15 protein-coding genes are annotated in these 12,872 nt (G+C 35.0%); 14 read left to right on the top strand and 1 reads right to left on the bottom strand.

What is annotated here, in order from left to right; genetic code table 11:
- The first annotated feature begins 6 nt into the window (after positions 1-6).
- From F8162_RS08780 to F8162_RS08765, 4 genes are read left to right on the top strand one after another with little or no spacing between them, the layout of a single operon-like run.
- A complete protein-coding gene (locus F8162_RS08780) occupies positions 7-1,014 on the top strand; it encodes a FecCD family ABC transporter permease (protein ID WP_151632503.1) in 1,008 nt (335 codons plus the stop codon).
- Positions 1,007-2,029, top strand: coding sequence for a FecCD family ABC transporter permease (locus F8162_RS08775; RefSeq protein ID WP_151632501.1), 1,023 nt, complete (start codon positions 1,007-1,009; stop codon positions 2,027-2,029). The genes F8162_RS08780 and F8162_RS08775 overlap by 8 nt, the downstream gene beginning before the upstream one ends.
- Before the next feature lie 14 nt (positions 2,030-2,043).
- Positions 2,044-2,865, top strand: coding sequence for an ABC transporter ATP-binding protein (locus tag F8162_RS08770; RefSeq protein ID WP_151632499.1), 822 nt, complete (start codon positions 2,044-2,046; stop codon positions 2,863-2,865).
- 16 nt (positions 2,866-2,881) lie between these two features.
- Complete coding sequence (locus F8162_RS08765) at positions 2,882-3,700, top strand: alpha/beta hydrolase (protein WP_151632497.1); 819 nt, start codon at positions 2,882-2,884, stop codon at positions 3,698-3,700.
- A gap of 39 nt (positions 3,701-3,739) precedes the next feature.
- On the opposite strand, the gene F8162_RS08760 is transcribed toward F8162_RS08765, so the two are convergent.
- Positions 3,740-4,429, bottom strand: a complete 690-nt coding sequence (locus tag F8162_RS08760) for a class I SAM-dependent methyltransferase (RefSeq protein WP_151632495.1) — start codon at positions 4,427-4,429, stop codon at positions 3,740-3,742.
- 92 nt (positions 4,430-4,521) lie between these two features.
- On the opposite strand from F8162_RS08760, the gene F8162_RS08755 reads away from it, so the two are divergent.
- From F8162_RS08755 to F8162_RS08710, 10 genes are all read left to right on the top strand, one after another.
- A complete protein-coding gene (locus F8162_RS08755; protein ID WP_151632493.1) occupies positions 4,522-5,586 on the top strand; it encodes a helix-turn-helix transcriptional regulator in 1,065 nt (354 codons plus the stop codon).
- Between the two features lie 187 nt (positions 5,587-5,773).
- On the top strand, positions 5,774-6,148 hold the full coding sequence (locus F8162_RS08750) for an ArsR/SmtB family transcription factor (RefSeq protein ID WP_151632491.1): 375 nt from the start codon (positions 5,774-5,776) through the stop codon (positions 6,146-6,148).
- 66 nt (positions 6,149-6,214) lie between these two features.
- Positions 6,215-6,922, top strand: a complete 708-nt coding sequence (gpmA, locus tag F8162_RS08745; protein ID WP_151632489.1) for a 2,3-diphosphoglycerate-dependent phosphoglycerate mutase — start codon at positions 6,215-6,217, stop codon at positions 6,920-6,922.
- A gap of 55 nt (positions 6,923-6,977) precedes the next feature.
- Positions 6,978-7,223, top strand: a complete 246-nt coding sequence (locus tag F8162_RS08740) for a ferredoxin (protein WP_151632487.1) — start codon at positions 6,978-6,980, stop codon at positions 7,221-7,223.
- Between the two features lie 43 nt (positions 7,224-7,266).
- Complete coding sequence (locus F8162_RS08735; RefSeq protein WP_151632485.1) at positions 7,267-8,214, top strand: cation diffusion facilitator family transporter; 948 nt, start codon at positions 7,267-7,269, stop codon at positions 8,212-8,214.
- A 259-nt stretch (positions 8,215-8,473) separates the two neighbouring features.
- Complete coding sequence (locus F8162_RS08730) at positions 8,474-8,701, top strand: hypothetical protein (protein WP_151632483.1); 228 nt, start codon at positions 8,474-8,476, stop codon at positions 8,699-8,701.
- A 289-nt stretch (positions 8,702-8,990) separates the two neighbouring features.
- Positions 8,991-9,293 (top strand): metal-sensing transcriptional repressor, encoded by a 303-nt coding sequence (locus F8162_RS08725; RefSeq protein WP_151632481.1) that lies wholly within the window; start codon positions 8,991-8,993, stop codon positions 9,291-9,293.
- A gap of 203 nt (positions 9,294-9,496) precedes the next feature.
- A complete protein-coding gene (gene copZ / locus F8162_RS08720; protein WP_151632479.1) occupies positions 9,497-9,703 on the top strand; it encodes a copper chaperone CopZ in 207 nt (68 codons plus the stop codon).
- 95 nt (positions 9,704-9,798) lie between these two features.
- Positions 9,799-12,219 (top strand): heavy metal translocating P-type ATPase, encoded by a 2,421-nt coding sequence (locus F8162_RS08715; protein ID WP_151632477.1) that lies wholly within the window; start codon positions 9,799-9,801, stop codon positions 12,217-12,219.
- Positions 12,220-12,380: 161 nt separating this feature from the next.
- Positions 12,381-12,860 carry a GNAT family N-acetyltransferase gene (locus F8162_RS08710; RefSeq protein WP_151632475.1) on the top strand — a complete coding sequence of 160 codons (480 nt, stop codon included), beginning with the start codon at positions 12,381-12,383 and terminating at the stop codon, positions 12,858-12,860.
- Positions 12,861-12,872: the final 12 nt, after the last annotated feature.

Raw genomic sequence — 12,872 nt, 5'->3', positions numbered from 1 at the left:
AATGATATGCAGAAAACAAATGCAGTACCAGTGACTATATTATGTATAGCACCCATACTCATCTTATTTACAGTTATACTTTCTATTTTGTATGGGGCCAAAAGTATTGATGCTGAAACAGTGTGGAACGCATTATTTCATTTTGATTCAAGCGATGTAAATCATAATATTATTATTACTTCACGTTTACCAAGGGTAGTTGCAGCTCTTTTAGTCGGAGCATTTCTAGCCATATCAGGAGCACTTATGCAGGGGATGACAAGAAACTATCTTGCATCCCCTTCTATTATGGGTGTGACGGATGGGGCAGCCTTTGTTATTACACTTTGTATGATTTTTCTTCCGGGAATGTCATCGATTGGTATGGTTATATGTTCAATGCTTGGTTCTGCACTAGGAGCCGGTATCGTGTTTGGTTTTGGTTCGCTCCTTCAAAATGGCTTATCGCCAGTTAGGTTAGCGATTATCGGAACAGTTATCGGAACATTTTTAAGCAGTGTATCGGCCGCGATGGCTTCATATTTTCAAATTTCTCAAAATGTTAGTTTTTGGTTTAATGCAAAGTTAGACCAAGTGGACCCTAATATCATTAAAATTACGATACCGTTTGGGATAATTGGAATAATTTTAGCACTGTTAATATCAAAATCTATTACGATTCTTTCTTTAGGCGAAGAAGTTTCTATTAATTTAGGGCAACGTACAAAACTAGTTAAAGCGATGGCAATTTTATCAGTTATTTTCTTAACAGGGACAGCAGTTGCTTTAGTCGGGAAAGTAGGTTTTGTAGGTTTAATTATTCCGCACATTACTCGCTTTATAATTGGGGTAGATTATAAGTGGATTTTGCCATGTGCAGGCGTTATTGGTGGCGTTTTCTTAGCATTATGTGACGTTTTGAGTAGATTTGTAAACTATCCATTTGAAACACCAATTGGAGTCGTTACCTCCCTAATTGGAATTCCTTTCTTCCTTTATTTAATCCGTACAAGAGGAGGAGAGAGACATGCTTAAAAGTTCAAGTCAACGTTTCGGAATGACGATGGGGATTATTATATTTTTAATACTATGTGCTATTTATATTAGTTTAACGAATGGTACGTTTGATATTACGATTAAAGATGTATTTAAAACACTCTTTAGAATAGATCCAGTACCAGACCATGATTTAGTTATTTTTGAGTTTCGTCTTCCGCGCATCGTAATTGCTGGATTAGTAGGATTAGGCCTAGGCGTTGCAGGTGCTGTTATTCAAGGGATTACGAGAAATGGATTGGCAGATCCAGGTATTTTAGGAGTAAATGCCGGGGCAGGAACAGCAATCGTCATCTTTATGTTTTTCTTTCAAGGACAATTAAAGAGCACAGACTGGGTTTCTATTATGATGATGCCGATGTTTGGTTTAGTTGGCGGATTAGGTGCAGCTATCATCATTTATCTGTTTTCTTGGAAAAACGGTAAGTTAGATTCGCAGCGTCTTTTATTAACAGGGATTGCAATTGGATCAGGATTTGGGGCATTTTCTATGTACTTATCACTCAAAATGAAGTCAACTGATTTCGAAATGGCTGCAGTTTGGGTGTCTGGAAGCATATATAGCGCAAACTGGAAGTATATTGTTGCTATGTTGCCGTGGCTTATCATATTAATTCCGCTTATACAAAAGAAAGCCTATTTATTAGATTTATTTCAATTGGAAGAAACGAGTATTACAAGTTTAGGTGTTTCAGTAGAAAGAGAGAAATCTATTTTACTACTAAGTAGTATCGGGCTTGTGAGCGCATGTGTTGCTGTTTCAGGAAGTATAGGCTTCATTGGACTAATGGCACCGCATATAGCGAAAAGGCTAGTTGGTATTCAGCATAAGCATATCATTCCTACGTGCGGAGTAATCGGAATGTTCCTTGTAATTGCTTCAGACTTTATTGCAAAAACAGTCTTCACACCTGTAGAGTTACCAGTTGGAATCGTCATTTCTATTGTCGGTGTACCGTATTTCTTATATTTACTTTATAAGGCGAAAGCGTAAGAGGAGGAATAAAAGTGAGTATTTTAAGTGCAAAAAATTTAGAAACGAGTTATGAAAAGCTTACAGTGTTTCGCGATTTAAATGTGGAAATACAAGAAGGAAAAGTAACGACAATTATAGGACCAAACGGGTGCGGTAAATCGACATTGTTAAAAACAATGGGAAGAATTTTAAAGCAAAAGAGCGGTAAAGTATATTTACAAGGACAGGATTTAAATGCAATTCCAACGAAAGAAATTGCGAAGCAGTTAGCTTTACTACCGCAAACTCCAATTGCGCCAGGAGAGCTTAAAGTAGAAGAATTAATTTCTTATGGACGCTATCCACATCGAAATAACGTAAATAAGTTAACTTCAAAAGATAAAGAGATGATTGATTGGGCATTAGATATTACGAAAACTTCTGAATTTCGAACGAGACAAATTGCCAATTTATCAGGTGGTCAAAGGCAAAAGGTATGGTTAGCAATGGCTTTAGCACAAGAGACAGAAGTATTACTACTAGATGAACCAACGACATACCTTGATATGTCTCATCAACTAGATGTATTACAAATTGTGGAGAAGTTAAATAAAGAACATAATTGTACGGTCGTAATGGTACTACATGATATTAACCATGCAGCAAGGTTTTCAGATGAAATTATTGCAATGAAGGAAGGGGAGATCGTTACAACTGGTATCCCAGAAGAAATCATTACAAATGAAGTGTTAAAAGAAGTATTTCATATTGATGCGCGTGTCATGATTGATCCGTATAATGGGTCTCCTGTTTGTTTCGGCTACGATAGCGTTGTATCTCAAGAAGAAAAAGTAGAAATATATGTAACAAGTTAAAAGGGGGGAATATAAAATGAATATTACTATTGAAAAACAGCAGATTATAACATCTAATACAGAAAAGTGGAAAATGTATTCGAAATTAGAAGGTAAGGAATATCAAATTCATATTTCAAAGCCGAGGCAACCAGCACCAGAGTCAGGATATCCTGTTATATACGTATTAGATGGTAATGCCTTTTTTCAAACATTCCATGAAGCGGTTAAAATACAATCAGTTAGAGCAGAAAAAACAGGTGTTTCACCAGCCATTATAGTAGGTATTGGTTATCCAATTGAAGGGGCGTTTTCAGGTGAAGAAAGGTGCTATGATTTTACGCCTAGCGTAATTTCAAAAGATGCGCCTTTAAAACCAGACGGTAAACCGTGGCCTAAAACAGGAGGAGCACATAATTTCTTTACTTTTATTGAAGAAGAATTAAAGCCGCAGATTGAAAAGAATTTTGAGATTAATAAAGGAAAACAAACGTTATTTGGGCATTCACTAGGTGGTCTATTTGCTTTACATATACTATTTACAAACGTAAATGCTTTTCAAAATTATTTTATAAGTAGTCCATCTATTTGGTGGAATAACCAATCTGTGCTTGAAAAAGAAGAGAACCTTATAAGTGAATTAAATAGTGCCAAGTTTGAAACGGGAGTGTTCCTTACAGTTGGGTCACTAGAACGAGAGCATATGGTTGTAGGGGCAAACGAATTGTCAGAGCGCCTTCTCCAAGTAAAACACGATCAGTTTAGATTTACGTTTTATGAGGCTGAAGGGGAGAATCATGCATCAGTTGTGCCCACATCTTTAAGTAAAGGATTAAGATTTATTAGTCACGTATAGAAGATGGAAAAAAGGTAAGCAATTGCTTACCTTTTTTCATTATTGTTTAAAGGAAACGTATCCATCAATTAAAAAGCTACTGAAAAAGCGAGTGATGTGAGTAAAGCCACATTCCTCCATAATAGTTAGAAGATTCGTTTCGGCAATAGGGAATATTTCCGTTTCAAAGGAATTTTCAAATCGGTTCCAATCTTCTAATGGAATTTGATTTTGCATCATATGGTTGCGCCAAGCATTTAATTGTACAGAAAACATACTCGTATGGGGTAGACCATTTATTGAAGAGAGAAAGAGTGGAGCGCCAGGCTTTAAGCGACTACTAATTTCATTAAGTAACTCTTTTTTCTCCTTCATAGTTGGGATGAAGTGAAGAACAAGCATACAAGTAGCGGCGTCAAATAATGGATTGGTTAATAATGAATGAACAGTTCCATGTACAAAGTGAATTTGATTTCGCAAGTCTTCGTTTTTAATTCTTTTTTTAGCTAACTGTAGCATGCTTTTAGATGGATCAACACCTGTAAAAGATAAGTTGCTATTTTGTTTACCTATTGAGAGAATTTCTTGTCCACCACCAGCACCTATAACTAGTAAATTTGGATTCATATTTTCTTTAGGGAGTGTCGTAAATAAAAAATGGTTCACCATTTCATAAAGGGTAAAATATCCAGGGATTTTCAACGGAATTGTTTGTTCATATGTATGTACAGTACGATCATTCCAGCTCATATTTTAGCCTCCTCTTTTACAATGAAGTTTCACTTTATTATGAAATGAAATGGTTAGAGGAAACAATCCCATAAATCTGGGGGGGAATCAAGATGATTTATGAACAGGCAACGAAAAAAATAACAGTGTTGATGAAAAGTGAGAGATCAATTAGACAATTTCAAAAAGAATTTTTAAATATCTTAAAAAAGGTAATTCCTTTTGATGCTTCCTGTTTTGCCGCTATAGACCAGCGCACATTTTTAACAACCGGTGCATATACAGATCGAAGAATTGAACAACTGCATTCGCAGTTATTTATGAATGAATTTTTAGAGGATGATTACAACAAATTTAAAGATTTAGCACGAAAGTCCCCACATGTTGGTGCGATACGTATTGTCACAAATGATACTCCGATAAAAAGCGCTAGGTATCGAAATATTTTAAAACCAGCCGGTTTTATAGATGAAGTAAGAGTGGCTTGTATGAGTAAAGGAAAATGTTTTGGACACTTAAGTTTGTTTCGAGATAATACAAACGTACCTTTTCAGCATGATGAATGTAAGTATTTATCGAAGGTGGGTTTATTGGCAGGAGATACTTTAAGAACATCTTTTATCATCCATTCAGAAGAACAAATGGAAGTAGTAGGGATGGGCATGATTATATTAAATGACAATCTTAGACTAAATTATTGGGATGAAACAGGGTACATATGGTTATCAAACTTTAGAAAATATGAGCAATTGAATGAGGATGACATTCCGAGGCCGATACGGGCAGTTTGTTCGAAAGTAAAAGCGAATGAAGCTAATAAAGAAGTAACAGTCTGTATAAGTTTAACGTGTGGACAATTTTTAGTTATTCGTGCGAGCAGGATAGAAGGTTACAGTAGTTGTCATACAGGATATAGGGTTTTGTTCGAAAGTGCGCGGCCAGAAGAAGTTTTTCCTCTTCTTGCAGATTCTTATTGTTTGTCTCAAAGAGAGAAAGAAGTGATAGTAGGAATTGTTAGAGGGATGTCAACGAAAGAAGTGGCAAAAGAATTGTGTATTTCTACGTATACAGTTCAGGATCATTTCAAGTCAATTTTTGAAAAGGTCGGAGTATGCAGTAGAAACGAACTTATATGGGAGCTCTTTACAAAGTTTTGTTTTTCTCAGGAGGAATACTAAAAGAAAAATGGTTTGATTTATCCGGTATTAACAATCGGAAATCTCATAAGATTGGTAGCTGCGGGTTAATAATCAGTGGGATTTTTAGTATAAACGAGAAACATTCAAATAAACATTTGAATGTTTCTCGTTTATAAGGTATGATACATACATAATCAAATATATATTTGAATAAGAGGTGTTACAAATGAAGGAAGAGCATTGCGAACTTTGTTATCATGATGAGCAAAAAGTAAAACATGCAAGTGACATGTTAGAGAAAGAAAATATAAGTAGTGTAGCGAAAATGTTTAAAGCACTTGCAGATGAAACACGTTTGAAAATTGCTTATGCGTTGTATACGGAAAAAGAGCTTTGTGTACGTGATGTCGCAAGTATTATTCATAGTAGTATTGCAACAGCTTCACATCACTTAAGACTATTACAAACGATAGGATTAGCGAAAAAGCGTAAAGAGGGGAAACTTGTTTTTTATTCATTAGATGACTCTCACGTAAATGGATTAATTGAATTAGCGTTTAGTCATAGTAGTGAAATGAAGAATAAAGATCTTGATATGTAATTATGCATTTTCATAAAGATACTTCTTTATGAAAATGCAACTTTAAAAGGAGAGGAGATAATAAGTATGGTAAAGCTAGTTTTAATACGACACGGACAAAGTGAATGGAATGTTGAAAATAGGTTTACAGGTTGGACGGATGTTGATTTATCTAGTAAAGGTTTGGAAGAAGCAAGAGAAGCCGGAGTAATGCTGAAAGCTAGTGGTTTCTCATTTGATATCGCATATACATCTGTTTTGAGAAGAGCGATGCGTACTTTATGGATTACTCTCGAAGAAATGGATTTGATGTGGATACCTGTTCATAAAACATGGAAATTAAATGAGCGACATTACGGTGCGCTTCAAGGATTAAATAAGGAAGAAACAGCGAGAAAATATGGCGATGAACAAGTAACTTTATGGAGACGTTCAACAAATGTACGCCCACCAGCACTTACCAAAAATGACGAAAGATATGAAGCAGCACATCCGAAATATAGAGATGTAAAAGAGTATGAGTTTCCTCTTACAGAAGATTTAGAAGATACAGAGAAACGAGTTGTTTCATATTGGAATGAAGAGATAGCTCCTAATGTAAGAGCTGGTAAACAAGTAATTATAGCAGCCCATGGCAATACAATACGTGCTTTAGTAAAACATTTAGATCAAATTTCAGATGAAGATATAGAAAATGTAAACATTCTAACAGGAACACCTTTGGTTTATGAATTGGATAAAGATTTAAAACCGATAAGCCACTATTATTTAAATAGGGAAATTTGTATAAAATAAACACTTCAACATACCCTACCTATGTATTGTATGTTTGTAACAGAGGTGAGTTAAATTGCTACATTATACGGTTGTAAATAAAAAGAATTGTGAGGCATGTGGACTATGTACTTCTATAGCACCTGATATATATCAATTAGATGGAAGCGGAAAATCATATGGTGTATTAGATAACAACCAAGGAATCATGGGTATTCCAAAAACTTTCTTGCAAGCAATGTTGGCGGCAAGTAACAGCTGTCCAACAAGTTCGATTCAGATAAGAAAAAAGCCATTTGTAAATAAAGTGAAAATTCAATAGTGGGATTATGAAAAACAAAACAAAATTAAAAGGAGGCATTTATATGGGACATCATCACGGTCACCAACATCATGGACATACTCACGGGCATTCCCATGGACATCATCATTTTGAGGAGAGTAGAAAAGGGAATAGAAAAGGATTAATTACAGCTTTAGTAATTACAGCAACTATTATGTTTCTTGAATTTTTCGGGGGGCTAGTTACAAATAGTTTAGCTTTATTATCAGATTCAGGACATATGTTAAGTGATACAAGTTCATTATTATTAAGTTTAATTGCAATCGGGCTTGCCGCTAGAACAGTTACTTCTACAAAAACGTATGGATATTATCGTTTTGAAATTTTAGCGGCACTAATTAATGGTATTACGTTATTTGTTGTAGCAGGGCTTATCGTATGGGAAGCAATTGGTCGTTTTTTTGAACCACCAACTGTTGCAAGTGGTCCAATGATGTTAATCGCATCAATTGGTTTACTAGCAAATTTAATTAGTGCATGGGCGCTCATGAGACAAGGTGACGTGAAAAATAATGTGAATTTACGTAGCGCGTATTTACATGTTCTTGGGGATGCTTTAGGGTCAGTGGGAGCATTAGTAGCTGGTGCACTTATGTCATTATTCTCATGGTATATTGCAGATCCAATTATTTCAGTAGTTGTAGCTTTATTAATTTTAAAGAGCGCATGGGGAGTAACAAAACATTCTATTCATATACTTATGGAGGGTACACCGGTTGCAATTGAACTAGAGAAAGTGAAGCAAGCGATTAAAGGAGTAGAAGGTGTACGTGATTTACATGATCTTCATATTTGGACGATTACATCTGGATTAGATGCATTAAGTGTCCATGTAATGATTGATAAAAAGCAAGATGATCAAGAAGTACTTCAAAATATTATTGATATGTTAAAACAAGAATTCCATATTGAACATGCTACAATTCAAATTGAAACACTTAATATTAAACATAATGAAATGATTGTCTAGTCAAATGCAAACAAAAGGCTATGGGGAAATTCTCCATAGCCTTTTGTTTGTGCAAGTAGAATTGTCCTTTTTGAACGTTTTGTTTCAACTTTTCGTCTAAAGAGACAAAAAGTTGTCACAATTCGGTCATAATTAGCATAAACATAAAATAGACGAAATGAACTTATTTCCAAAAATGCTTGTTTCATTCCATTCATGATTAGTAGAGCTGAAAAAGCACGGATTAAAAGTTCACTATATTCTCAAGGAGGTAGATCGTATGAAAACTATTCTTGCTATCGCTGGGCTTATTTGGGTTTTATCACATGGCATTCCAATCTATGAAGGAGAACAAATTCGCAGTGCTCTAAATAAAAATTTTAATGAATATCACGTTATTGATCGGCAAGATAATGTCGTGACAGTTCGTGTAAATGACTGTTTTCATACGGTAACCGTGGAAGGAACTGCAGTAGTGAATGATGAAAAAGTATGTGATCAGCAATAATTATATATAGGAAGAAAAAAGTCTCAATTTATACGTGTATAAATTGAGACTTTTATATTTATGGATGAATAATAAGAGGGGATGGATAACCCCCTCTTATTATTTTTTTGAAAAAAGGAAAGGGTATCATGATAATTGAGGCTGAGAAGCTAATAAGTTGTTAAGAATAGGCATAAAGCGTAAATATACTCTTATGGGGTATCATACGTAGATATTTAATGCTATAATTGGTATACTCGTAAAAGCAATTGTTTTATTGGATGAAGAGAAACTTTAAGAAGGTGATAATATGGATCATAAAGAGCATGAAGCAGTAACACATAGATCAGAAAAAGAAAAAGAACAAATTATAAATAGATTAAAGAGAATTGAAGGGCAAGTCCGCGGTATTCAAAATATGATTGAAAATGATCGTTATTGCGTGGATATTTTAGTACAAATTTCAGCGATTAATGCAGCGATGAAAAAAGTAGGGATGGTTGTATTAAAAAACCATACAAGTCATTGTGTTTCAGGTGCTATTAAAGATGGCAATGGTGACGAAGCAATTGAAGAATTAATGACAGTATTTGAACGTTTTTCAAAAGCGTAAAAACAAGCTAGTATGTCACTGGCTTGTTTTTTTGTTTACCTTTATATAGGATTTCGGGGTATTGGTGTGAAAAAGGGTATGTAAAATAAACTTTTAGAAAATAATTGAAAAATCATGATACAAAACCATTGATTACCTTAGGGGGGTATGGTAAGATGTAATTGTGATTAACAAACGATGAAGAAACAAGAGGAGGATTTTAAATGGAACAGTTAACATTACAAGTTGAAGGTATGTCTTGTGGACATTGTGTAAATTCTATTGAAAGCAGTGTGAAAGAACTAAACGGTGTTGAGCAAGTGAAAGTTCAATTAGCAGAAGGTACTGTTGAAGTTACTATCGACTCACCAGTTGTAACGTTAAAAGATATCGTTGCTGTAATTGAAGATCAAGGGTACGATGTTCAATAATTATTTTTAGATATGGAAATAAATCGTACTTTATAGGAAGTACGATTTATTTTGTTAATAATTATACCTTATGAGGGTATATAGAGGTGAGAGACATGAATGAACAGAAAGAGGCCAATCTTCAAATATCAGGAATGACATGTGCGGCATGTGCAAATAGAATTGAAAAAGGTCTAAAAAAAGTAGAAGGTGTTCATGATGCAAATGTAAATTTTGCACTTGAAAAAACAAAAATAATGTATGATCCCCAAAAAACAAATCCGCAACAATTTAAGGAAAAAGTTGAATCGTTAGGATATGGAGTTGTCAGTGATAAAGCTGAGTTTACTGTTTCTGGGATGACATGCGCAGCATGTGCGAATAGAGTAGAAAAGCGTTTAAATAAGTTAGAAGGTGTGAACGGAGCGACAGTAAATTTCGCTTTGGAATCAGCTACAGTAGATTTTAATCCTGATGAAATTAATGTAAATGAAATGAAGAGTGCAATTACGAAATTAGGATATAAATTAGAAGTGAAATCAGATGAGCAAGATGGATCAACTGATCATCGCTTACAAGAAATTGAGCGACAAAAGAAGAAATTTATCATTTCGTTTATTTTATCATTCCCGTTGCTTTGGGCAATGGTAAGTCATTTCTCATTTACATCATTTATTTATTTACCTGATATGCTTATGAACCCTTGGGTGCAGCTAGCTCTTGCAACTCCAGTTCAGTTTATCATTGGTGGGCAGTTTTATGTTGGGGCTTATAAAGCGTTACGAAATAAAAGCGCCAATATGGATGTTCTCGTGGCACTTGGAACGTCTGCAGCGTATTTCTACAGTGTGTATTTAAGTATTAGGTCGATTGGTTCTTCGGAACATATGACAGACTTGTATTTTGAAACGAGTGCAGTGCTTATTACATTAATTATTTTAGGTAAATTATTTGAGGCGAAAGCAAAGGGACGCTCGTCAGAAGCAATTAAAAAATTAATGGGATTACAGGCGAAAACCGCTACTGTTGTACGAGATGGAACAGAAATAAAAATTTTAATCGAAGAAGTGGTAGCTGGTGATATCGTTTATGTAAAGCCTGGTGAAAAAATCCCAGTAGATGGGGAAATTGTAGAAGGAAAGTCAGCAATAGATGAATCGATGTTAACAGGTGAAAGTATTCCAGTTGATAAAACAATTGGGGATCTAGTAATCGGTTCTACAATAAATAAAAATGGGTTTTTAAAAGTTAAAGCGACTAAGGTAGGAAGAGATACTGCATTAGCTCAAATTATTAAAGTAGTAGAAGAGGCCCAAGGTTCAAAAGCTCCTATTCAAAGGGTAGCAGATCAAATTTCAGGTATTTTCGTACCGATTGTAGTTGTGATTGCTATTATCACATTTGCAGTGTGGATGCTATTTGTTACACCTGGTGATTTTGGCGGAGCACTTGAGAAAATGATCGCTGTACTTGTTATCGCTTGTCCATGTGCATTAGGCCTTGCAACGCCTACATCTATTATGGCTGGATCAGGAAGATCAGCTGAGTATGGTATTTTATTTAAAGGTGGAGAGCATTTAGAAGCAACACACCGATTAGATACAGTTATTTTAGATAAAACAGGTACTGTGACAAACGGGAAGCCTGTGTTAACAGATGTAATTGTAGCAGATGGATTCCGTGAAGAAGAAATACTACGCTTAGTAGGTGCGGCAGAAAGAAATTCTGAACACCCACTTGCAGAAGCGATTGTAGAAGGAATTAAAGAAAAGAAAATTGATATCCCAAGTTCAGAAACGTTTGAAGCGATTCCTGGATTCGGTATCGAATCAGTCGTAGAAGGGAGACAATTATTAATTGGTACACGTCGATTAATGAAGAAAATCGATATTGATATTGAAGAAGTTTCTAAATCGATGGAAGAGCTAGAACGAGAAGGAAAAACAGCAATGCTTATTGCAATCAATAGAGAATATGCTGGTATAGTGGCCGTTGCAGATACTGTAAAAGATACTTCAAAAGCAGCTATCGCAAGACTTAAGAAAATGGGTCTAGACGTTGTTATGATTACAGGAGATAATACACAAACTGCTCAGGCAATTGCTAAGCAAGTTGGTATTGATCACGTAATTGCAGAAGTATTACCAGAAGGAAAAGCAGAAGAAGTGAAAAAACTGCAAGCGCAAGGTAAGAAAGTAGCAATGGTTGGAGATGGAATAAATGATGCTCCTGCTCTTGCAACGGCGGATATCGGTATGGCAATTGGAACAGGAACGGATGTAGCGATGGAAGCGGCAGATATTACGTTAATCCGTGGTGATTTAAATAGTATTGCTGATGCAATCTTTATGAGTAAGATGACAATAAGAAATATTAAGCAAAATTTATTCTGGGCACTAGCTTATAACGGCTTAGGAATCCCGATTGCAGCGCTTGGTTTCTTAGCACCTTGGGTTGCAGGAGCGGCGATGGCATTTAGTTCTGTATCGGTCGTATTAAATGCATTGCGATTACAAAGGGTGAAATTAAAATCTTAAAAAGTTTTAATTAAGTAATTGAATATGATTTTTTACAAAAACAATGCTTTGAATAAGCATTGTTTTTGTTCGTATAAAAAATAAAAAGATATAATGGAGTAGAGATATTGAATCGTAGATAGTGGAAAAGCTAAGTGTTAGTTTGATAAGGAGAATCATAAATGTTGAAGGATATTATAATTAGAACATTCCAGAAAGAGGATTTAGAACAAGTATTGCAGTTGTTCTATGAAACAGTTCATACAATTAATGCAAAAGATTATAACGTATTACAGCTACAGGCATGGGCACCAGGGCGACTAGATAGAGAAAGCTGGTTACATTCTTTAGAGGAGAATATTAGTTATGTAGCGGATCATAACGGTATGATAGTGGGATTTGGCGATTATAATGATGATCATTACGTAAATCGTTTATTTACACATAAAGATTATCAAGGGAAAAGGATAGCTTCATACATACTACAGAAGTTAGAAAAAGAAGCAGTGAACTTGGGGGATGGAGAGATATATACAGAGGCGAGTATTACAGCAAAACCTTTCTTTGAAAGTAACGGTTTTATTTGCATAAGGGAACAAAAGAAACAGCATAATGGTCAGATTTTTATTAATTATGTAATGAAAAAAATAGCCCTCTCATAAACGAGAAGGCTA

Origin of the sequence: Bacillus sp. CH140a_4T, assembly GCF_008923725.1 — a bacterium.
Classification (GTDB): Bacteria; Bacillota; Bacilli; order Bacillales; family Bacillaceae_G; genus Bacillus_A.
The sequence above is the reverse complement of the archived record's forward strand: the minus strand, read 5'-3'. Positions and strand labels throughout refer to the sequence as shown.